Source organism: Yersinia sp. 2466 StPb PI, assembly GCF_041538325.1.
GTDB lineage: Bacteria > Pseudomonadota > Gammaproteobacteria > Enterobacterales > Enterobacteriaceae > Yersinia > Yersinia enterocolitica_E.
The window spans coordinates 977,962-999,154 of record NZ_JAULSL010000001.1 but is presented as its reverse complement, the minus strand read 5'-3'; the positions used below and the strand labels follow the sequence as shown (position 1 = coordinate 999,154).

The window sequence follows — 21,193 nt, the reverse complement described above, 5'->3', positions numbered from 1 at the left end:
TTCGGAGGAAAGCATCATTGATTCGTCCTCGGGTCGAAGATCTGATACAGCATGTCAGACAGTAAATTCAGTGAAACAAAGATCAGCCCCACCAGTAATACACAGCCCATCACCGCATTCATGTCACCCAATAACAGACTGCCCGTCAGATAAGAGCCAAAACCGGGCCATGAAAAGACGGTTTCGATCAAGACTGCGCCTTCCAGTAATGAGCCGTAGGCCAGTGCCACCACGGTCAGCAATTGCACCAGAATATTGCGGAATGCATGGCCCCACAGCACCTGAAACTCTGACAATCCTTTCACTTTGGCGGTAATGATGTATTCCTGTGACAACTGCGCCAGCATAAAACTGCGGGTCATACGGCTGATATAGGCCAGCGAGTGGAAACCGAGAATGGTAGCGGGCAGCACCAGATGGTTTACCGCGCTGCGAAACACCTCCCACTCCCCTGCCAGCGCCGAATCAATCAACAATAAGCCAGTGCGGCGATCAACTAAACCGTCGTAGGCCATATCTACCCGACCTGCCCCCCCCACCCAGTTTAGCCAGGCGTAGAACACCAACAGGCCCATCATGCCCACCCAGAAAATCGGAGTTGAGTAACCCGCCAGACTAATAAACCGCACCACATAGTCGGCAAACTTGCCGCGACGTGCTGCCGCCATGACCCCCAACGGGATACCGAGACCAGCCCCGACCAGAATCGCCATGGTTGCCAGCTCAATGGTGGCTGGGAAGACCCGGATAATGTCATCCACTACCGGACGGCCGGTGAGTAAGGCATTGCCCAAATCACCGTGGATCAGTGAGTTAAAATAGATAAAGAACTGTGACCATAGCGGTTTATCCAGCCCCAATTGCAGGTAGACCTGCTGATAGGTACTTTGATCCGCATCCTGACCCACAATCGCCAGTACCGGATCAATCGGCATCACCCGACCAATAATAAAAGTAAGAATCAATAAACCGAATAAGGTTACGGCCACCTGCAAAAAGCGCTTCGATAAACGCCGCACGATCCCGTGCGGAGCCATCCAATCTGAAACATTCATGCTATCTCCCCCAACATGCAGCGGTTTAACGCTGCTTATACACCTGTAACAGGCGGGTTGTGGTCGACGGATGTGGTACATAATCCATCACGTCTTTACGCACGACGACCGAATCAACCATTTGGGAAATCGGCAAAATGGCTGGGAATAGCGCGTCATAACGCTGCTGAACTTCAATGTACATCTGCTTCTGTTTAGCCGGATCTTTCTCGATTAACGCGTTGTCGATCAGCGAGTTGAGTTGTTGATCATAGAATGAAGTGCGCCAACCCTGGAAGTTGGTCAGTTTGGCGGCATCGCTGTTATCGGGGTTATAAGCAATGGAACGCAGACTGGAGTGCGGGTGCGGATCGACACCACCACCACCACGACCCACCAGCATATCGAACTGACGATCACGCATTGCGCCATACACCTGATTACCGGTGCCCGTCAGAATTTTGGCCTGAATCCCTGCCTGTGCCAGTGTCGATTGAACCGAGGTGGCGACATTAATAAACGGCGGATCAGACAATACCCGCAGGGTGGTGGTGAAACCGTCGGGATAGCCGGCTTCCGCTAACAATGCTTTAGCTTTAGCCACATCCAACTTGTAGCCGGGATCCGGTAGCGTGACATCCATACCCTTCTGGATTGGCCGCTGATGGAAGATGCCATAACCTGGCATAATCGTTTTATTAATACCATCATAATCAACAAGATAGCGCACAGCTTCTCGTACTTTAGGGTTAGCAAAATGCGGCTCTTTCAGGCTCATCGCGACATAATAAATAGTGCCACGCTGGACCTCATCAACCTGGATTTGCGGGTTACTTTTCAGCGCGTTGATATCCGGTACCGACATCCCGCTGGCGATATCGATATCGCCTTTTTCAATCATTAAGCGCAGCGCCTGCGACTCAGTCATGTGGCGGAATATCACCCGCTTCATTTTGGCGTCACCTTGCCAGTAATTATCTACCCGGCTGATACGTAACACATCTTTTGCCTGCCAAACATCCAGTTTGAATGGGCCGGAGCCAGCTTCATTGGTGGTTAGCCAGCCATTACCCCAGTCACCGTTTTTCTCATGCTGCATGACGGTGGCGCGATCAAGAATCGACCCACTACCTAAGGTACCTAATGAATAAATTACCAGCTTGGGATCGGTGGGTTTCGGTAACTCAATTTCTACCGTCAGTGGATCTTTGGCGCGGATCAATTGCTCCACGTTATCGGCGGTAAAACCGTAGGATTTCCAGGTGGTGGCCTGTGCCAGATTCAGATGCATCAAGCGGTTCATCGACCAGGCAAAATCTGCCGCCGTCACGGGATTGCCGGAGTGAAACTTCATACCCTCACGCAACGTAAAGGTGATCAACTTGCCGTCGTCACTGATTTTCCACTCGGTGGCAGCACCGGGCAGCACCTTACTGGGAGTGTGTGGATCCAGTTCCACCAAAGAGTCGTACAGGTTAACAATGATAGCGACAGCATCATTGCCGGTCATGGCTGCCGGATCGAGCGACAGCAGGTTATTCATATTCATGCCAACAATCAGTTGGTCATCAGGTGTTTTAGCGACACTGACGCCGGTCGACGTCAGGGTGATCAGTAGGGTAAGGAGGAGTGTTCTTACTATTATTATCGCGTTCATGGACCATCTCCGGTAAGAAAAGGCTAGATCTGAATGCTTGTTTTTATAGGTCGATACAATAGAGTTATCCCCAAAGTGATTGGAGTCGCAGGTAGGCAGTTCGCACCGCCGCGGCTTCAAGCACTAAGGGTATTGGCGGCGATATAATCGAAATTAATATCTTCGCCCAAGCCTGCTCTCGTTGGCAGAGAGACATAGCCATCACTGTCCATCGGGTCAATGATGCTGTTGAGATAAGCGGCAGGCTCGTCATAATCCAGGAATGGATGCAACAACCCACGCTCATACCAACGGCAGTTACGGATTGCACCGACTACCGCCAGATTCGGCGCACCATTGCCGTGGATTTCACAATCCATGCCGAACGATTCCGCCAGATGAGCCACTTTCAGACAAGGTGTGATACCACCCACGCCTTGGACGCCAGCGCGTAAAATATCGCAGGCACCGGCCTTCACCCAATCAGCGCGGCTAAAGTATTTACCGGCCAGACTTTCAGGTCCGATAATGTCAATTTGTAGGTTTTCCCGCAGCCAGCAGTAAGAGGCCATGCTCTGCTCTTCCATCGGCTCTTCGAACCAACTGAAATTAAGTTTTTGCAGTTCGCGACCAATATAGAGGGCGTCACTGCGGCTGTACCAATGGTAGCCATCCAGCATCAGAGCAATATCCGGGCCGACGGCTTCACGCACCGCCGCACAAGCACGAACATCCATCTGCGGACTTGGCGCAAAAGAGACTGGCGGCATCCAGGTATGCAGCTTAATACCCTTATAGCCACGGGCGACCAGTTGCTCGGCAAAGCGCGCATACTCATCCGGGGTCGACAATCCATCAGCTAACTCATCACCACACATGGTGCTACCGTAAGCCAATACTTTGTCGCGATATCCGCCCAGTAATTTATAGACTGGCTGGCCCAGTTTGCGCCCCAACAAATCCCAAATAGCTTGCTCGGCAATGGCCAGCGCCCGGTCGGTTAACTGATTGGCACTGCCGCGCTGCCAATGCACCAGATCATTCCATAACCGTTCGCGGTCAAACGGGTTTTGCCCAATCAGAACTTTTTTAAAGAAGCTATTGACGATGTGCGGGCGAATCACTTCCGGTGGTGCAAATGCATAACCGCAATCACCTTCGTCAGTGGTCAGCGTCAGCATGGCCATTTTGGCTAAGGACTCTGCGCCTGGATGCGAGTGCCCTGCGGTATCAGAAACACGCCGGGTCGGATAAGAAAAAACGGTTACATCTACTGATATTATTTTCACCTGATTACCTGCCTTTATAATTCATTGAGTCTCTGGTCAGTTAACGCAGTAAACCCCTATTTTTTATGATGATTTAGCTCACTTAAAATAATAAAACATCGGATCTATTTAAATGGAATATCATTTCACATTACCAGTATTGAAGATAACCTTGCATTAGTCATTAGGAGATTGGCTGCAAAATTGGCAATAAAGGCGTGTTTTTTTAGGCAACTGCACAAATTATTGTGAGCAGCATCACGATGACGGGTCGGAAAAGGCCGATAGGGGGATATATTCCGCGTCAATAACGAGTATTACCCCCGCAATACCCGTTGGTATGTTGAGGGGCTATTATCCATTTTGTAACGGATATCTTCGCCATGAATAGCCAATAACCCAAACTAAATTGAATTCGCCGATAGTGATAAGAATAATCTTGTAAGTTACTGGTAAAAAATGAGTTTATGATAAAAGGTATTGCTTAAAAATAAGGCCTCAGGCTATGCTCATCCCACTTATAACAAAATGTAACAGAGCGTTATACCCAAAGAAGTTGTAGTTGCAGGTGAGCGGTAGGTGAAGGGAGAATCGGTTATGAACTGATTTGAACAGCATGTATGCCATGCCCGTAGGGTGAATCTCAAAAAGGCTCATTAATCCAGTTCAACTTACGTCAGTAAGCCATTCGGGTGAGTGAACGTCGCTAATACACCTATAACTACAAGTAAAGGGGTATACAGGGGAAGTTAGCATGGATCGTCGTACACTGTTAAAATCATCCGGTCTATTACTGGGCGGATTAACACTGGGTAACTTTATTTCAACGGCTCAGGCCAAAAGTTCTAAGATAAACGCACAACCGCGGATCCCTACTGAACATCAGCCACTGCTGTTGAATTTTAATGAAAACTCGTTAGGAATGTCACCAAAAGCGCATCAGGCTATTATCGCCGCGTTGCCTACTGCATTTCGCTACCCCGATGCTGCCCGCGAACAATTGATTGCTAATATCGCCACAGAATACCAACTCAAAACCGAGAATATCTCGCTGGGGAATGGCTCATCAGAGACGATTCAGGCCGTCATTCAAGCGGTTATCCGCCAAGCTGAACTTGCGAATACACCAATCCAGCTCGTGGTGCCGGACCCTACATTTAACTACGCCGAACTCTATGCCAAGCCTTTTGACATTCCCATTGAGAAAGTCGTTCTGACCAAAGAAATGGCATTTGACCTGCCTGTAATGCAGCAGAAAGTCGCCAGCTTCAAAGGGCGTTCAATCGTCTATCTGTGTAATCCGAATAACCCTACCGCGACCATTACCCCGGCAAACCTTATTGAAGCCTGGATTAAAAATGCCTCACCGGAAACCTTGTTTATCATCGACGAGGCTTATGCCGAGTTTGTCAGCGATCCTGCATTTCGCAGTGCTATCGGGCTGGTTCAAGCCGGCCACAAAAATCTGTTGGTCACCCGGACATTCTCCAAAATTTACGCGCTAGCGGGCCTTCGGGTAGGTTATGGTATCGCGCATCCAGAACTGATAGCCGCGGTGGAAAACTTTGTTTCGCTGGATAACACCAATACCGCCGGCGCAGCGGCGGCTTTAGCCTCGTTGCAAGACAAAGCCTTTGTACAATACAGCCGCCAGTCAGCCGATCAGGCGCGTCGAATTGTTACTCAGACCCTGGACGAACTGAAATTATCCTATGTTCCGTCGCAGGCAAACTTTGTTTTTCATCAGGTGAACGGGGATGTGAAAACCTATCAAAACCGCATGAAACAATATCACGTGTTTGTCGGGCGTGAATTTCCCCCCGCTGTGGGTTGGAACCGCCTCACGTTAGGGACGCCGGAAGAGATGATGGCCTTTGTCTCGGTGCTAAAAATGTTCCGCACCCAGGGTTGGGTGTAACCGCCGTTATCCTGTGTCGACCTACGATATAAAGGGGGGCTGGCCCCCCGATTACCCAACAAACACGTTGATAACAACACCGCGAAAAGTGGGATTTTGCCCGCCATCCATACGAAATTCAAGATGGGGTCAGGCCAAGTGTATTTGAACAGGCTACCTGAATTAGGCGGTCAATCCGCCGTCCAATACCAGTGTTTGCCCGGTCATATAGCGGCTGTCATTGCCTATCATAAAAGCACTGACACGGGCGACTTCTTGCGCATCACCTAAACGCCGTAGTGGTATCTGTTTACGTAAGCCTTTTAAGGCATCGGCAGGCATCGCGCGCGTCATATCGCTGTCGATTATCCCCGGCAGCAGGCAATTAACCCGAATACCAAAACGCCCCATCTCCAGCGCCAATGAGCGACCAAGGCCAATCATTGCGGCTTTACTGGCACCATATGCGCTCTGCCCGACATTGCCTTTGATAGCGGTTACCGACGACATCAGCAAAACTGCGCCCTCGCCCTGCATGATCATCGGCGGCAATAGGTGCTTATTCCAATAGAAGATAGCGTTCAAATTGGTGTTCATCACATTGCGCCAGTTATCGCCATTTTGCTGAATATGCAGGCCATCACCAGTAATACCCGCATTATGGATTACCGCGCCGGGCGCACCATACTTCTCCAGCAGTTGTGGCGCGAGGTGGTCGACATCCGCTTCATCGCTACCATCACAACGATAGTGGGTTACCCAGCCAGGCAGGCCGGCACAGCTTTCTATCACATCGTGAATCTGTTGCTCACCGCTGCGCCAGGTAAAGACCACATTCCACTCTTTGGCCAGTTCTTCGACCAAAGCACGGCCAATACCACGACTGCCACCGGTAATTAATACCCATTGCCTACTCATAATATTATTTCTTCTGTTCTGCCAACTTCTGGCAAAGCTCGCCTAAAGTCATATCTGGATTTTCCATAAACATTTCCGCATTCAGCGTCGCCCCGAATTCGCGCTTTGCCAGCACCATCAGCTCGACATAATCAAGGCTGTCGAGTTTTAGCTGATGCAGCGGCATATCCGGCGACAATGCCGACATTTCCAGATCTTTGGCGTCAGATAACATTTCACAAACGGTGTCATAGACGTGTTGATACTTTTCCATGGTCTTATCCTTATTTAGTGCGCGGCTAATGGCCACGTTTTTAATGTTACAGCGGTGGTAATTAATGCCCCAGCATCTAAGCGGGCCTGAATAGCGGCGCGCAATACCCAACCATCATCGGCATTACCGACGATAAGTGTTGGCTCGATGCTGTAGCGCAATGCGCCACGGACAAATAAATTTGGGTTATTGACGCCCATAAATTCAGCACTGAAATGCACGTCATGGTGAGTCTGGATGACTGGCACATGCTTAAAGACATCAATCAAGGTGTCAGCCTGAATGCCCGGTAACACCTGTTTTGCGGTGGCTAGTGTTTGTGGGGCGGCGACTAATAACTTAAACAGCAACGCATCGAAAAAACCCCAACATTCAGCAGGTTGCGTGGCATCTCCTGGATACTGTTGGCTTAACTGATGAAGGTTATCCGCCGAGAGGACCGACCAATGCTCGCTTTCTGACAATACCAACGCCGGTGCGCTGCGCAATTTGCTGTTAAAACAGTTTTCGCCGCTGCCAATATCCACCAGATTGCCACTGGCCTGGCTAGCCCCTTGCTCGAGTTGCAGGTAGTAGGGGGTATTGCACAGAACCGGCTGACGTAAACGGGTGTTAAAACGCAGAAAATCCGTTGCAGGCAAGCAGGGTAATAACCCAGCACTGAGCTGATATTTGATATCTAACATCGCACGCATACCATGTACGGTAAGTGCCTGTTGGCCGAACCGTTGTGCATGTTGCAGATCAAAATGGATCGGATTGTAATCGCCGGAAAACGCAGCCCAACGCTGTGCATCACTGAGGGTGTAGTTGAATATCATGCTCAATCCAGCCCGATAACCAAGGCGGCATTGGCGCCACCAAAACCGAAACTCAGGTTTAGGGTATTGCGCAGTGCTTTAGGTCGATGCCCCTCGCTGATGTAATCAAGGTCGCACTGTGGATCAGCATTTTTCAAATTACAGGTGGCGGGCATTATCTGATGCTCAAGCGCTTGCAGACAGATAATGGATTCAAAACTGCCCGCCGCCGCAATCAGATGGCCGGAATAAGATTTGGTACTGGACAGTGGCGTGGTATAAGCCGCTTCGCCAAAGGCCTGTTTAATGGCCTGAGTCTCATTGAGATCGTTAAGCTGGGTCGAGGTGCCGTGCAAGTTCACATAATCAATCTCATCAGCACTCAAACCGGCCTGTTGCAAGGCGTGACGGATAGTCTTCACCCGCGCCACCCGATCTTCCGCCGGTGCGGTGAAATCAAATGCATCAGAGTAGTTACCGTAACCTTTGATCTCACCGAGGATGGTCGCACCGCGTGCAATCGCACCTTCTCGTTCTTCCAAGCACAGTACCGCCGCACCTTCAGACAGCACAAAGCCGTTGCGATCCAAACTAAACGGGCAACTGGCTTTGGTGATATCGTCTTGCTCGCGCGCCAGTGCACCCAGAATATCGATATTCCATACTGCGGCATCGCTGCGCAATGATTCACCCGCCCCTGCCAGCATCATTGACGCCCGACCACTACGGATAATTTCAAATGCATCACCGATGGCAATGGTCCCGGTAGCGCAGGCAGCAATCGGGGAGTTCTGATAGCCGCGTAACCCCCAGTACAGGCTGCACGCCGCAGTGCCCGCATTAGGCATTGAGAGGAAGCAGCCAAAAGGCGTACCCAGCCCGGTTGCCAGATAACCTTCATAGTTATCATGTGTTTCATCCTGCCCCGCCCAACCGCTACCAATGATGGTTCCGCAGTCCAACAAGTCATAATAAGCCTCAGGAGATTGCTCGGCGAAGGCCATCCCCATCGCCTCTTTCGCTGCCGCCAGTACCAAACGGGCATAACGCGGTAGGCGGCGGCGGATAGCCGCAGGCACTGATTTCAGATTCGGCTCAGCATCAAGCAAACCAAAAAAGCGCGACTTGATACCCTGCTCAGATTTATCGTAATAACGATAACCCAATTGATAGTCCATAATCGCCGCCCAGCTCTGCTGTGCCGTCATGCCCATCGGGGTCACGCTGCCATAGCCGGTTACCACCACGCGGCGCTGTTTATTTGTATTTGTCATGATTTAATTCCTTTACTTTCCCTGCTGTTATCAACACCCCCCCCTAGCGCCAACCACAGTTTCATGGTGGCATTTAGGTAGTTATATTGAAGTTCGAGCAAATTGGTTTCACTGGTCAGCAGGGCATCCTGCGCATCCAGTAAGGTCTGAAATGAGACGGCACCTGCTTGATATTGGCTGTTAGTCAGGATTAGCCGACGTTGGCTGAGTTGCAGGTTTTGCCACTGATTCTGTTTTTGTTGCTGATAGCTCAGCCGTGCCGTCATCGCGTCATCGACATCTTTCAAGGCGCTATAAACCCTGCTGCGAAAATCAACAGCCGCCAATTTCACTTCCAGCTTTGACTGCTCGATGGTGAGCTGCACAGTGTTCCACTGGAGGAAAGGCAGCGCGCTGTTGACACTGAGTGTCCGGCTCGGGTTGCTAAACCATTGTGAAAACACCGCGCTACCGGCATCTAAACTCGCTCCTAGCGAAAGGGTCGGGTAGAAATTCAGCTTGGCAACATCAGATCCGGCCAAGGCTGCACGCAAGCGCCATTCGGCAGCCTGCACATCAGGCCGTTGAGCAATCACCTGTAACGGTAAACTTTCCGCTATCGCAACTTGCTGTTGTAAATCCAATGACTTGCGTTCGGCCTGACGATAATCAGGCGCGCGGTTAAACAGCAGTGCCATGGCATTACGTGCAGCTTCCCGCAGTTGTTCGAGATTTTGATACTGATTTTGTCTATCCAGCAGGGCTTGTTGTGCCTGCAATAGTTCAATTTCACTGGCATCCCCCGCCGCCAGACGCGAGCGCACAATGTTGAGCGTATCTTGCGAAATAGCTAACGCCGCCTGTTGGTAGCCCAACTGCTGGTTAAATTTAGCAATCTGCCAATAGAGATCCGCAGTGGTCCCAATCAGTGACAGTGCAGTTTCTTGTCGATCTTGTTCGGTCGCATTGACCAGCCAGGCGGATTGCTCACGGGCGCGGGCCAGTTTGCCCCACAAATCCAGCTCGTAACTCAGACCAAGCGAGGTGCTATAGCTTTCTCGCGGCTGGGTATTTTCATTCAGCGAACGGGTATTACTGCCCGCACCGGTCATGGTGATATCCGGTGTCAAATTGGTATTGGTCAGCCCTGCCGTCAGGCGCGCCTGCTGTAACTTCAGGCCAGCAGCAGCTAAGTCATTATTACTGACCAACATCCGACTGATGCTGTCAGACAGTTGTGGATCATCGAAATTTTCCCACCAGTGCACACTGTGATGCAGGTAACCCCCGCCAGTATCTTTAACCCGCCACTCCTCGGGAACCGACAGCATGGGGCGCTGATAATCGCTTTTCAGTGATGAACCGCAGCCGGTTAACAGCAGCATGATAAGTCCTACATTAATCAGTCTGCTCATTCTCGTGCCAGTGCCTCGGTTGGGTGCAAACGGGCGGCATTGCGCGCCGGGAAAAAACCAAACCCTAGCCCGATAAGCGCAGAGAAACTGCACGCCAGCACTAACGGCGGCCAGGTAAAAATCATAGTAAATTCTTGGGTAACCCACGAGAAAATCACCCCCGCCAGCGCCGAACCGATAATCCCAATCAAGCCGCCGAGAGTACAGATAACCACCGCTTCAATCAGAAACTGGATCATGATGTCGCTGGGGCGAGCACCAACTGACAAGCGAATACCAATTTCATGGGTCCGTTCAGTCACTGACACCAGCATAATATTCATCACCCCAACCCCACCCACCAGCAACGAAATCGCGGCAATGGAAGTGATTAACAATGTCATCGAATCAGAGGTTTTCTGAATCGCTTTGCTCATCTGGTCATTGCTTAGAATGAAAAAGTCCCGCTGGCCGTGGGCCATATCCAGCAGCGTTTCAACCTCGCGCTGCACCTCATTCAGGTTGTAACCCTCACGTACCCGCACGGTGATTGATTCGAGTGGAATATCACCTGAAATGCGCTCGGTGAGTGAGGTATAAGGCATCCAAGCGGCCAATAACCCGCCAAATGACGAACCATTACGCTTGGCGACCCCGATCACCCGCAGAGGAATACCATCGAGTTGAACAATTTCGCCAATCGGATTTTCCCCAACAGCAAACAGGGTGTCACTGAGTTCAGGTTGCAAGATAACCACCGGCTCACGCGCATTGACGTGGTGCTGGGTAAAACCATCGCCCACAGTAAAACTCAGCCCTTTTACTTGAAAGAAACCGTTACTGACCCCAGAGAGCGAAATCATCACTTGTTTGTCGCCACGCACCGCGGCAACCATCTTGCTCACCACCGGTGACACGCTATCGACATAGGGTTGTTGGCTAAGTAATGCCACATCTGCCTGCGTGAGTGCGCGCTCAAAATCAGGGCGCGGTTTATCCCAGCCCAATCCGGGACGAATATCCAGATTACTGGTACCCAGTTGACTGATTTCACTTAGAATTTCTTGACGCGCACCTTCGCCCACCGCCATGGAAGAGACCACCGATGAGATGCCGATAATGATGCCCAACATCGATAAGAAAGCACGGATACGATGCCCGAGCAGTGAGCGCCAGGCCATTTTGATAGCTTCCCTGACACTCAACCACCAGTGTGGCCGACCCGTTGCCAGTGTGGCGGGTAACGCGGCGTGAACAGCCTCCGTCTCAGACGCCTCATTATGGCGATCAGCAATGATTTCACCGTCGCTTATCTCAATAATGCGCTGGGCCTGATTAGCGATATTACGATCATGGGTCACGATAATAATGGTGTGGCCGGACTGATGCAGGCCATGCAATATTCCCATCAACTCTTGCCCACTGGCTCTGTCGAGCGCACCGGTCGGCTCATCGGCCAAAATAATACCGGCACCATTCATCAGAGCGCGGGCAATACTGACACGCTGCTGTTGCCCGCCCGAGAGCTGTGCTGGTTTGTGTAACAGGTGCTGACCAAGACCTAAGCGGCGCAATAAATAGGTCGCACGCTCCTGACGCTCAGCAGATGGCATAGCAGTGTAAAGTGCCGGAATGACCACATTCTCCGTTGCCGTCAGATATGGCATCAGGTGGTAGCGCTGAAAAATAAAACCGATGTACTGGCTTCTTAATTGCGCCAGTTGCTCACTGCTGGCCTGCCGGGTAGAGATGTTATGAATCGACATCTCCCCCTGCGTTGGCTTATCAAGGCAACCAATGATATTCATTAGCGTCGATTTACCTGACCCGGAAGCACCGATGATCGCCACCATTTCGCCGCTACCAATAGACAGCGAGATATCTTTAAGGACCGCGACCGATTGGCTACCCGACGCAAAATGGCGATAAATGCCATTAAGTTCGATCAACGGACATGGTGAATCAATGGTATTAGCGCGCATTAGTGACTCCCGAAGGTGCACCCATTAGCACCACCTGATCACCTGGCTGTAAGCCTTCTTTTACTTCGGCATATTGATCATTACGCAGACCGAGCAATACCTCACGAACCACCGTTTGTTTGCCTTGGATGACCTGAACCTGATAGCGTTTATCTGACTGTTGACTCCCCAGCGCTGATAGCGGTACTCGCAACACATTTTTCGCCTGCGCGGTGATAATGAATACCTGCGCCGTCATTGATGTGCGCAATAGTCGCTCACGGTTGGCAATGCTGAATATGCCGTTGTAATAGACGGCAGAAGGTTGCTGACTGTTAGATGTGACGGAACTCTCTTCGCGCAAGCTTTCTGCCGACGCTTCCTGAATAGCATCCATCCGGCTCTCATAGCGGCGCTCGGGGTCAGCGACCACATAGAACCATAGTGGCTGCCCAACGCTGACTTTGAGAATATCGGTTTCTGAAATACGGGTGTGAACCGTCATGGTATCGACATTCGCCAGCACCAAAATTGTCGGCACGGTTTGCGAGGAAACAATGGTTTGCCCCTCTTTGGTGACAATCCCCAGTACTTCGCCGTCAATCGGCGCCATGATGCGGGTAAAACCCAGATTGGCTTTGGCGGTTTCCAGTGACATTTGGCTTTGCACAATTTGCGCTTCGTTAACGTGCAATTGTGCTAACTGGCTGTCGTATTGCGCCTGTGCTTTTTCTAGCGCACTTTTCACACCAGAACCTTCCGTTGCCAAAGTCTGTTGACGGCGAAATTCAAGTAGATATTGGCGTAACAATGCTTGGCTTGCCTGCTTTTGTGCCTGCGCGCTCTGTAATTCAGCTTCCGATTTACGTAACTCGTTTTGCTGCAAGGTCGGGTCTATTTCAGCTAACAATTGGCCACGAGTGACGCGATCGCCCTGTTTAACATAGAGTTTGGTTAGCTGCCCGTTGACCTGCGCGCCGACATTCACCTGCAATGAGGGTTTTAAGCTGCCGGTTGCCATGACGTTTCGTTCGATATCACCGCGACCAATAGTTTCGCTTAATTGCGGTACGTCCTGCTCGCTATTAGATAACCACAGCACTACCCCACCGCCGATAACTAACAGCAGTGTAATAAGCAGGATCAGGAGTAACCGTGGTCTGTTGTTCACTATGTTTATACGCATAATTAACCTGCAACCGGTGTCAGGCGGCTTAATGCCGCAGATTGCGCAAAACGCGCCAACTGACCGTCATTTAAGCGGAAAACACTGTCAAACATGGGTAAGACACTTTCACTGTGTGTCACGGTGATCAGTGTTTTCTGATATTCCCGGCAATGTGCCAATAAGGTCTGCATCACCTGATGGGCGGTATCTTCATCCAGATTGGCAGTAGGTTCATCTAACACCAATACCGGGCAATCGCTGTACATCGCTCTGGCCAGCAATAACCGCTGACGCTGGCCTAAAGAGAGTGCGGCATGGCTTTCACGTACCAAAGCGCTGAGGCCACCGGGCAACTTATCGATAACCGGGGTTAATTGCAGCCCTTGGAGTGAACGTTCAATACGTTGACGTTTTTCAGCATCGACATGCCCATCAAACAAAGTGATGTTTTGTAATACCGAGGCATTAAACAGGATATCTTCCTGGCTTTGCAGGAAGAACAAGGCATGGGCCTGCTGAAAATCTACCGGCTCCCCATCCACCAATACCTGCCCTTGCTGTGGTGGCATCAACCCCGCCATCACTTTCAACAAAGTACTTTTGCCCGCACCAGATTCCCCGATGATCGCCACACTTTGCCCACGAGTCAGTGACAGCGACAAATTGCGCAATACCGGCTGACTGGCGTCATAGGCAAAACGGATATTCTGATAGACCAATTGGCGGGTAAATGCCGGGATCGCCGGTGGGATCGGTGAATCGCTGCTTGAGGGGGTTGCCTCCCCAGCAGGGAACAGATCACGGGCACGGATATCAATGACATGCAGTTGGTTTTTCTGCAAAATCGCATAGAAGATCTTGGTGATATACGAGGTAAAGATCTCACGGACAAAGCTATAGGCAAAGAATTCCCCCAAACTCAGCGTCCCCTGCTTCAACAACGGCAACGCCAGCAGCATAAAGAACACCATTTCCAGGCTGCCGATCAGTTGATACAGACTATTTTTGACCTGATCGTAAATTTTTTTCTTCTGTAACGCACTGAATAATGAAAGTGCCAGACCGGCAAACACCCCTTGGCGTTGACTGGCCAAACCGGCTGATTTAATAGTGGAAAATCCCTGAATGGTTTCCAGAATAAAATCACTTTGCTCAGCACCTTTTACTTGTAACTGTTGGGTGTAATAACGGTCACGGTAGATGGCCCAAATACTGATAAGCCCCATCAGCATCACGCCGACGGCAGAAACCATCGCCAGCACCGGACTCATATAGCACATCACCGCCAGCGCAATAGCACCGATTATCCAGTCGGTACGCAGGCCGTTATCCAGTTCTATTTTTTGCGTAGCCGCCATTTGCCAGTTGGAGAAGCGGCTGAAAATATCACCCGGTGCGCGTTTATCAAAAAAGTTAAGTGAATGACTGAGCAAACGGGAGAAGCCGGCGACACTATTTAGCACCACAAAGTGTTTGATATAACGCTCGGTGATGTATCGCACGCAAAAAGCAAGTGACGTTGAGACCACAAAAGCCAATAGGAAATAGAAATAGGGGAAGTCTTTATCACCTGCAGAAGAAAATACGTCATTAATGGCGCTACTGACCATGGTCGGCATGATAAACAGCGTCAGCGAGATCAAAAATGCCAGCGTCATCAGCCAGTAGATGCCACGAACACTGGCGGTCTCTTTCAAGCTCATGCAGTCCAGTGCGCTCAATCGCGTACTGTGTTCAATTTTCTTCACCGCCTCTGGGTCTGCCGGTGTTTCTGGATCCAACACCAAGGCATAACCGCTAATTTCCGCTTTCAAAGCATCCATTGGCAACAATTGCTGACCGATTGCCGGATTCATCACACAGACATAGTTGCCTTTACGGTAAGCAAGTAACACGTAGTGGTTCGCGCCATAATGCAGAATGGCGGGCAGCGGTAAGGCAGACAGCTCCTGATGTTCAAACACCACCGGGTAAGCGGGTATCGCCAATTCAGATAAAATAGTACAAAGCGTAGCCAATGAGGTGCCATGCGCCGAGGCAGGATAACGCTCCCGTAAGCTTTCCAACGGCGCGTTGATGCCTTGCGTCTGTGCCAGCATCGCAATACAGGCTAAACCGCATTCATTGGTTTCGCTTTGAAAAACCTGGGTCGGGATTATCTTTTCCATTTTCTACTATTCTTTATGAGTGCCATTATTCGTTAATAAAAAATAACGAATGTGAGTGCCATAACAGCCAATCTTGCGGATGTTGCGTCATTGATGTTTCAATCAATTCGGGTAATTTACTTTTCACTTCTCGCGCGCTAAGTGCAGGATAAATATTTATTTTTATTTCTTTGTCGTAGTACAGATAATAAAAAACCACCTGCGCTGAAAGTGCTCTGGCAAGGCGAATAATGCCACTGTGTAAATTGGCTGGGCGGTTGAATAATTGGCAGGGTATTTTTGCCGTTTCAGCCATCTGGTTATTGACGGTGTAATCCGGCGTAATATCTGGGAAAATCATAATATTGCGCTTATGCTCGGCCGCTTCCATGATGGCTTCCATCAGGTTACCGGCGATTGCACGGCTGTCAGCATGGATGGAACAATAGGAAATATTCACCCCGCCCATCTGCCGCGCCTGCTCTTCATACGCCTCGGCACTGGCTGATACCACCACGGTCGCCTGCCCCGGATAAGCATTAGCCCCCACCATGCCAGCGAGCACATCAGAAACCATATGCAGCGGCGCTAAAATAACCGGTGAGCCGGCCTCATGCAGTGCACGAACCTGGCTATCTAACTGCTGAGTACATGCTGCTAACTGAGCTAAAACCCGCCGGTTTTGGCCATAAGTCGCTGCCAGCTCCAATACCTGACGGCGCTGGGCGGTACGCATAAAATTCTGTGCTGATGGACTATTGTCACCATTCAATAAACACTGGCTGTTCGCCGCCGCCACTCGCGCCAGATTCTTCTGTCGCTTTGGCATCAAGCCTAAAGCCCGGCGCAAAGCACCGAGCATCAGTAAGAAACGATAATCACCGTGCCGTAACAGCCAGCAAGCCAGCCTGGCCTGCCCGCGGGCAAGTAACCGCCCACTCAAAGCCAGCTTGTCGAGCTGGTTTCTCCAGGCAAAGTAACCCCATACGGCTAACAGTCTCATTATTTCTCCAGCGCCTTATCGTGCTCGAGTAATGACAAGAGATGATCTGAGAACGCTGGGAATTCCCTGTCCTGTAACGCTATCCATTTTTTGCCGACAATAAAGCTCGGGGTGGCGTCTATCTTGTAATGCGCAGTCACTGCCGTCATATAGGCGAGTAACTCTTTCACTTCAGCGGATTGGCTGACTTGCTGATATTGGGCAACATCAATGCCATTGGCTTTTAGCCAGGTTTCGAGTTGGCTGTTATCACTCAGGTCAATGTTGTCTTCCAGTACCGCTTTGTAGGCACTTTGGCGATGCTGCGGTTCAATACCCATGACGGATAAAGTGGCGAAAATAGGTGCAAAACGCCCCAAGCCGGTGGTTTTATCACTGCTGATATGCAGGCGAACAAAACGCGTCCCTTCTGGCATGCGGTTTTCTAATTGGGTGACATTCTCTTCATTGATGGCGCAGTAATGGCAGCCATAAGAGAAGATCTCAATAATAGTTTTATCGTCTTTGATTGGGCTGTTTTCAACTTCACTGTTGCTGACAGCGAATAGGGTTTCCTGTTCATCCTGATTAAGAACGAAATAGTGGAAATAGGCCGTTGTTATCAATGAAGAAATAAGGATAACTAACAGTGTATAGCCTATAAAAAATCCCTTACTCCTAAACATATTTTTTTCAGTAGACATAGATTCAGTTCTATTCACAATCAGAGTTCAGGTAAGACATAAACAGAATCAAATAACATTTATGCCCACGAAATAATCTTTCTAACATTCAATTAATGCGAAAATTCTTGAATTTAAGCATCGATGACACATTTGAATAAATAAGTCAGGCAAGTACAGAAATCCCTCCCGCACTTGCCTGGGATACTATTAAATATCGATAAAAATTAACGAATACTTAATTTATATCTTATTTGCAGTTAGCAATATTGCTAGCTGTAGCAGTACGGCTAGTTACTTTACCGTGCTTGTCAGTACAAGTAGTAACAGCCTGGCAAGTCAAAGTAGTACTACCTGACAGCCACTCATAAGTATCTTTACAAGTTACACCAGTACCGCCAACGATTGTATTTGCTTCAGCCATGTTCATTTTTTTCATGAGAAAAGTCCTTAAAGGAAAGTAAAAATTTATAGCCTATTATCTAATAGCCCATTGAAGTATGCGTTTTGAATTTCAGGTTTTATTGCTAACACCCCATTAATCTAACGCAGTGAATTTATACTATATTAACGTAATGCATTACAACCAAAATATAACATTTATTTAATTTAAAATAATATATAAATACCAAGGGAGCCCGCTGCCATAATTAAATAACAGTAAGGCACCCAAATTATAAATATAAAATTAGCGAATTTAAAACGCTATTTTATATTCACAATAATCATGTACTCAGACAATGAGTACATATAATTTTGTATTTAGAGGTAGGTCATAATCACCACTCCACTACCATTAAAGGTGCCCGCATCAGGTAATCCCACCGAATGAAGTGTTGATTCAATCGGGAAACCTGTCTGCCCAACGGGGGCGGTGACTGTGACACCACTGGACAAATCTTGACCTGACACTTTTAATGTTGAGGTCAGTTTACCATTTTGTCCAAGGTTGATACTTTTGCCACCTACCAGTGTCAATATCACCGATGTTCTAACCGTACATTTGATGTTTAATGGCTCACTTTTTATTGCACCATCAACGTTTTGCTGATTAAGTGAACCATAATTGATATAGACATCACCAGTAATTTCACAGGTTTCTGGGGTCGGTGGAACCGTGCCACAATAAGAGCCGGGAATGACCCGGCCGCTAAAGTTAGCATTATTACTTGTCCCTTGCCAATACATCACACCAAAGCAGCTACCAGCGGTATATAACGGAAGCGTTGTATTCGTGGCCCAGCTTCCCGACACCCCATTTTTAGCAATGAAGGCCGTTCTCATATCCTGCGCAGTTGCACCTAGGTCAACAATGACACGTGTCAATGCGTTCTGTGGGTTACCACATATTTCGGAATCACTATTCGAATAGTGACATATCGCTACAGAGCAAGTATCAGCAGTACAAAGTACCCCCTGCATTTCTTCGCTCGGCCAAGAGAATGTCCCTTGGTATTGTTGCCCTACCCGCGTTTGTGTCGAAACCCAGGCACTGGCCTGACTATAAAGCGGAAATAAAAACAGTACGCAAGCAATTAGCCAGCAATATTTATGACTTAGTCGCATATTAGGCTTTGTCATTCGTTTAAGTTCCATTGTCTCTATCCGCATATCGGCATTTAAGCTGTTGATAATGATTTTCAGCGTTAACATATTCGTATTGAAATAAGATTAGAGGGGAGATCCCATTAATAATATTGCAGATTAAATGTTGCGACCGCATTGAACTCACCGCGCTTAATAGTACGTTGAGATATCGCCTCGGGTTCACCCCGAACATAAGCTTTCAAGGTAATAACGTTATTTCCTGTATCAAGTGCAATATCGTCACTCGACTGATTCAGATACAGAGGTGTCCCCGCCATTGTTTCAAGACCAATGGCGATTCCAACATCACTGCCATCAACCGCCAATAACCCAGGTAAATTAACACTATCATTACCAGTAAATACAATATTGGCTGTCGTACCTAAGCTGATATCGCAATCGACCAGATGTAGTTGAAACTGTTTGCCTGATGTACGCTGATTCGAATACAGATATTTATCGACGATAGTGCCAAAATTCAAACTAATAGCTTCATCACCGGGACGAATAGTGCAAGGCTCTGCGACCAAGGCGCCATGAAAACGCATATTGTCAGCGGCCGATACCGGTATCATCCAAAATAAATTCAGAATTAGAATACTTAAAATAGCTCGCCCACGGCGCATCAGCAGATTTAAATTAGTCATCATTTGATCCTATTGATAATCCACTAATAAAGTAGCGGTAGCCTCAAAACTTCCTTCACTTAATGTTGCCCCAGCAGCTTTAACAGGTACGGCCTTAAGTACCGGTGGGTTATTTTTGTCATAAGCAACACGGGTATTAAGTGCAAAAGGAACACCGTTTTTCAGTAAACGAATACCCAGATCCTGAACATCGGTTTGTATCGCTGCGGAGTCAAATGTAGTAACCGATGCACTGACAATCGTTAGACCTAATTCCAAACTGCTACTGGTTGTTTCGCAGGTCATGCTGTAAGGCACATCCCGGGTATAATTAATACCATCGATCTTGTTCACGCCCAGATTTTCCCCGAAAGGCACATCTATCGTATTTCCCCCATTAATCACACAAGGGGCGGGGTTAATTAATGTCCCCGTGAACAATACGTCATCCGCATACACCAGCGTGCTACTCAGTGTCAGTACCACCGCAATGGAACAACGCGATATCAGTGATCCGTTTTTCATTACTGATACTCCACAACCATGGTCGCTGTACCGTAAAAATCTCCCGCGCTCAACGTTGCACCGGGTTGTTTGACCGGTACGGCCTTCAGCACCGGGATAGTCGGATAGGAAAAGGTGAAAGCACTATTCAGTGACAATGCTTGATCATTACGTAGTAATTTGATCCCCAGCGCCGAATTATTCGTGCTCAAGACACTGGAATCAAAACCCGCACCATTTCCTTTAATTGTCATTTTCAGCGCATTGGATACAGCCCCAGTACAATTCAATGTATAGGTCACCGGCTGCATATACTGAGTGCCATCAACCCGCGAAGTCAGAACATCATTGCCAAAACCGACAAGGATAGTGCCGGTATTGTTAATCACGCAGGGCGGAGGATTAATTAATGTGCCGGAGAACAGCATGTTGTCCGCATAGGCCAACGTACTGCCGAGAGTCAGTACCACCGCAATGGAACAGCGTGAAATCAGTGAATTAATTTTCATTACTGGTACTCCACAACCAGGGTCGCTGAGCCGGAAAAATAGCCCGTGCTCAACGTTGCATTTGTTTGTTTAACCGGTACCGCCTGCAATACAGGAACATTCGGATAGGTAAAGTTGGATGCCGTATTCAGTGGGAATGACTGCCCATTACGTATCAACTTGATCCCCAGACCTGAATTACTCGTTTTCAAGACACTGGTATCAAAATTTGCCCCATTACCATTAATGCTTAATTTCAGTGCATTAGAGGCGGCCGAAGTACAGTTCAACGTATAATTCACCGGCTGCATGTAGTTGCTACCATCAATATTTGATGTCAGGACGGTATCGCCAAAATTAACGTTGATAGTATTGTTACCGTTAATCTCGCAAGGCGGTGCGGCAAAAATAGTGACTGAGACATTGACTGTCGCAGACTTATTTAATGCCCATGCTGAGCTACTTAACAACATAGTCATCACTGCGGCCGCTGTCCCTACGATGGCTGTCATCCCAAAGATGGACGTCATGGCCCGCCGGGTAACTATTCCCTTACAAACAACAGTCATCCCATATTCCTTATTCATCGTTCAG

General features: G+C 48.9%; 20 protein-coding genes. 1 reads left to right on the top strand and 19 read right to left on the bottom strand.

Annotated elements, in window-relative coordinates; all coding sequences use genetic code 11:
- Positions 1–14: 14 nt before the first annotated feature.
- The 3 genes from Q2T72_RS04445 to Q2T72_RS04435 all read right to left on the bottom strand — a co-directional run bounded on the left by Q2T72_RS04445 (position 15) and on the right by Q2T72_RS04435 (position 3,959).
- Positions 15–1,055: an ABC transporter permease gene (locus Q2T72_RS04445; protein WP_050132832.1), complete on the bottom strand. Its 1,041-nt coding sequence runs from the start codon at positions 1,053–1,055 to the stop codon at positions 15–17.
- A 25-nt stretch (positions 1,056–1,080) separates the two neighbouring features.
- Positions 1,081–2,583, bottom strand: coding sequence for an ABC transporter substrate-binding protein (locus Q2T72_RS04440; protein WP_372569854.1), 1,503 nt, complete (start codon positions 2,581–2,583; stop codon positions 1,081–1,083).
- A 224-nt stretch (positions 2,584–2,807) separates the two neighbouring features.
- Positions 2,808–3,959, bottom strand: a complete 1,152-nt coding sequence (locus tag Q2T72_RS04435; protein ID WP_372558083.1) for a mandelate racemase family protein — start codon at positions 3,957–3,959, stop codon at positions 2,808–2,810.
- A gap of 733 nt (positions 3,960–4,692) precedes the next feature.
- Here Q2T72_RS04435 and Q2T72_RS04430 point away from each other — a divergent pair.
- Entirely contained in the window at positions 4,693–5,856 is a 1,164-nt protein-coding gene (locus tag Q2T72_RS04430) for a histidinol-phosphate transaminase (RefSeq protein WP_372568715.1), read from the top strand.
- A gap of 162 nt (positions 5,857–6,018) precedes the next feature.
- Here the strand turns inward: Q2T72_RS04430 and Q2T72_RS04425 are convergent, their stop codons facing one another.
- From Q2T72_RS04425 to Q2T72_RS04350, 16 genes are all read right to left on the bottom strand, one after another.
- Positions 6,019–6,753, bottom strand: a complete 735-nt coding sequence (locus Q2T72_RS04425; protein WP_372568714.1) for an SDR family NAD(P)-dependent oxidoreductase — start codon at positions 6,751–6,753, stop codon at positions 6,019–6,021.
- A gap of 4 nt (positions 6,754–6,757) precedes the next feature.
- Complete coding sequence (locus Q2T72_RS04420; protein WP_042568505.1) at positions 6,758–7,006, bottom strand: acyl carrier protein; 249 nt, start codon at positions 7,004–7,006, stop codon at positions 6,758–6,760.
- 14 nt (positions 7,007–7,020) lie between these two features.
- The gene (locus Q2T72_RS04415) at positions 7,021–7,827 is read right to left on the bottom strand and encodes a MaoC/PaaZ C-terminal domain-containing protein (RefSeq protein ID WP_083160355.1); all 807 of its coding nucleotides are present in this window, start codon (positions 7,825–7,827) and stop codon (positions 7,021–7,023) included.
- A 2-nt stretch (positions 7,828–7,829) separates the two neighbouring features.
- On the bottom strand, positions 7,830–9,080 hold the full coding sequence (locus Q2T72_RS04410) for a beta-ketoacyl-[acyl-carrier-protein] synthase family protein (protein WP_372568713.1): 1,251 nt from the start codon (positions 9,078–9,080) through the stop codon (positions 7,830–7,832).
- A complete protein-coding gene (locus Q2T72_RS04405) occupies positions 9,077–10,474 on the bottom strand; it encodes an efflux transporter outer membrane subunit (protein WP_372568712.1) in 1,398 nt (465 codons plus the stop codon). The genes Q2T72_RS04410 and Q2T72_RS04405 overlap by 4 nt, the downstream gene beginning before the upstream one ends.
- Positions 10,471–12,435, bottom strand: coding sequence for an ABC transporter permease (locus tag Q2T72_RS04400; protein ID WP_372568711.1), 1,965 nt, complete (start codon positions 12,433–12,435; stop codon positions 10,471–10,473). The genes Q2T72_RS04405 and Q2T72_RS04400 overlap by 4 nt, the downstream gene beginning before the upstream one ends.
- A complete protein-coding gene (locus Q2T72_RS04395) occupies positions 12,425–13,600 on the bottom strand; it encodes an efflux RND transporter periplasmic adaptor subunit (RefSeq protein ID WP_083160361.1) in 1,176 nt (391 codons plus the stop codon). The genes Q2T72_RS04400 and Q2T72_RS04395 overlap by 11 nt, the downstream gene beginning before the upstream one ends.
- A 2-nt stretch (positions 13,601–13,602) precedes the next feature.
- On the bottom strand, positions 13,603–15,750 hold the full coding sequence (locus Q2T72_RS04390) for a peptidase domain-containing ABC transporter (protein ID WP_083160363.1): 2,148 nt from the start codon (positions 15,748–15,750) through the stop codon (positions 13,603–13,605).
- Between the two features lie 25 nt (positions 15,751–15,775).
- Complete coding sequence (locus tag Q2T72_RS04385; protein WP_083160365.1) at positions 15,776–16,732, bottom strand: ABC transporter; 957 nt, start codon at positions 16,730–16,732, stop codon at positions 15,776–15,778.
- Positions 16,732–17,415, bottom strand: a complete 684-nt coding sequence (locus tag Q2T72_RS04380; RefSeq protein ID WP_372568710.1) for a DsbA family protein — start codon at positions 17,413–17,415, stop codon at positions 16,732–16,734. Before Q2T72_RS04380 ends, Q2T72_RS04385 begins: the two co-directional genes overlap by 1 nt.
- A 229-nt stretch (positions 17,416–17,644) precedes the next feature.
- Entirely contained in the window at positions 17,645–17,833 is a 189-nt protein-coding gene (locus Q2T72_RS04375; protein ID WP_032819197.1) for a DUF4762 family protein, read from the bottom strand.
- Positions 17,834–18,156: 323 nt separating this feature from the next.
- A complete protein-coding gene (locus Q2T72_RS04370) occupies positions 18,157–18,990 on the bottom strand; it encodes an exotoxin (RefSeq protein ID WP_372568709.1) in 834 nt (277 codons plus the stop codon).
- Between the two features lie 92 nt (positions 18,991–19,082).
- Entirely contained in the window at positions 19,083–19,628 is a 546-nt protein-coding gene (locus tag Q2T72_RS04365; RefSeq protein ID WP_083160367.1) for a fimbrial protein, read from the bottom strand.
- Positions 19,629–19,637: 9 nt separating this feature from the next.
- The gene (locus Q2T72_RS04360; RefSeq protein ID WP_083160369.1) at positions 19,638–20,132 is read right to left on the bottom strand and encodes a fimbrial protein; all 495 of its coding nucleotides are present in this window, start codon (positions 20,130–20,132) and stop codon (positions 19,638–19,640) included.
- A complete protein-coding gene (locus tag Q2T72_RS04355; protein ID WP_083160371.1) occupies positions 20,132–20,620 on the bottom strand; it encodes a fimbrial protein in 489 nt (162 codons plus the stop codon). Before Q2T72_RS04355 ends, Q2T72_RS04360 begins: the two co-directional genes overlap by 1 nt.
- Positions 20,620–21,168 carry a fimbrial protein gene (locus tag Q2T72_RS04350; protein WP_193784839.1) on the bottom strand — a complete coding sequence of 183 codons (549 nt, stop codon included), beginning with the start codon at positions 21,166–21,168 and terminating at the stop codon, positions 20,620–20,622. The genes Q2T72_RS04355 and Q2T72_RS04350 overlap by 1 nt, the downstream gene beginning before the upstream one ends.
- Between the last annotated feature and the right edge of the window lie 25 nt (positions 21,169–21,193).

Excerpts from the sequence above, each read along its gene's own strand:
- Q2T72_RS04375 (WP_032819197.1), bottom strand. The coding sequence starts at position 17,833 with ATGAAAAAAATGAACATGGCTGAAGCAAATACAATCGTTGGCGGTACT.
- Q2T72_RS04420 (WP_042568505.1), bottom strand. The coding sequence starts at position 7,006 with ATGGAAAAGTATCAACACGTCTATGACACCGTTTGTGAAATGTTATCT.
- Q2T72_RS04365 (WP_083160367.1), bottom strand. The coding sequence starts at position 19,628 with ATGACTAATTTAAATCTGCTGATGCGCCGTGGGCGAGCTATTTTAAGT.
- Q2T72_RS04380 (WP_372568710.1), bottom strand. The coding sequence starts at position 17,415 with ATGTCTACTGAAAAAAATATGTTTAGGAGTAAGGGATTTTTTATAGGC.
- Q2T72_RS04355 (WP_083160371.1), bottom strand. The coding sequence starts at position 20,620 with ATGAAAATTAATTCACTGATTTCACGCTGTTCCATTGCGGTGGTACTG.
- Q2T72_RS04395 (WP_083160361.1), bottom strand. The coding sequence starts at position 13,600 with ATGCGTATAAACATAGTGAACAACAGACCACGGTTACTCCTGATCCTG.
- Q2T72_RS04405 (WP_372568712.1), bottom strand. The coding sequence starts at position 10,474 with ATGAGCAGACTGATTAATGTAGGACTTATCATGCTGCTGTTAACCGGC.
- Q2T72_RS04350 (WP_193784839.1), bottom strand. The coding sequence starts at position 21,168 with ATGACTGTTGTTTGTAAGGGAATAGTTACCCGGCGGGCCATGACGTCC.
- Q2T72_RS04425 (WP_372568714.1), bottom strand. The coding sequence starts at position 6,753 with ATGAGTAGGCAATGGGTATTAATTACCGGTGGCAGTCGTGGTATTGGC.
- Q2T72_RS04430 (WP_372568715.1), top strand. The coding sequence starts at position 4,693 with ATGGATCGTCGTACACTGTTAAAATCATCCGGTCTATTACTGGGCGGA.
- Q2T72_RS04360 (WP_083160369.1), bottom strand. The coding sequence starts at position 20,132 with ATGAAAAACGGATCACTGATATCGCGTTGTTCCATTGCGGTGGTACTG.
- Q2T72_RS04445 (WP_050132832.1), bottom strand. The coding sequence starts at position 1,055 with ATGAATGTTTCAGATTGGATGGCTCCGCACGGGATCGTGCGGCGTTTA.
- Q2T72_RS04370 (WP_372568709.1), bottom strand. The coding sequence starts at position 18,990 with ATGGAACTTAAACGAATGACAAAGCCTAATATGCGACTAAGTCATAAA.
- Q2T72_RS04390 (WP_083160363.1), bottom strand. The coding sequence starts at position 15,750 with ATGGAAAAGATAATCCCGACCCAGGTTTTTCAAAGCGAAACCAATGAA.
- Q2T72_RS04385 (WP_083160365.1), bottom strand. The coding sequence starts at position 16,732 with ATGAGACTGTTAGCCGTATGGGGTTACTTTGCCTGGAGAAACCAGCTC.
- Q2T72_RS04400 (WP_372568711.1), bottom strand. The coding sequence starts at position 12,435 with ATGCGCGCTAATACCATTGATTCACCATGTCCGTTGATCGAACTTAAT.
- Q2T72_RS04415 (WP_083160355.1), bottom strand. The coding sequence starts at position 7,827 with ATGATATTCAACTACACCCTCAGTGATGCACAGCGTTGGGCTGCGTTT.
- Q2T72_RS04440 (WP_372569854.1), bottom strand. The coding sequence starts at position 2,583 with ATGAATATGAATAACCTGCTGTCGCTCGATCCGGCAGCCATGACCGGC.
- Q2T72_RS04410 (WP_372568713.1), bottom strand. The coding sequence starts at position 9,080 with ATGACAAATACAAATAAACAGCGCCGCGTGGTGGTAACCGGCTATGGC.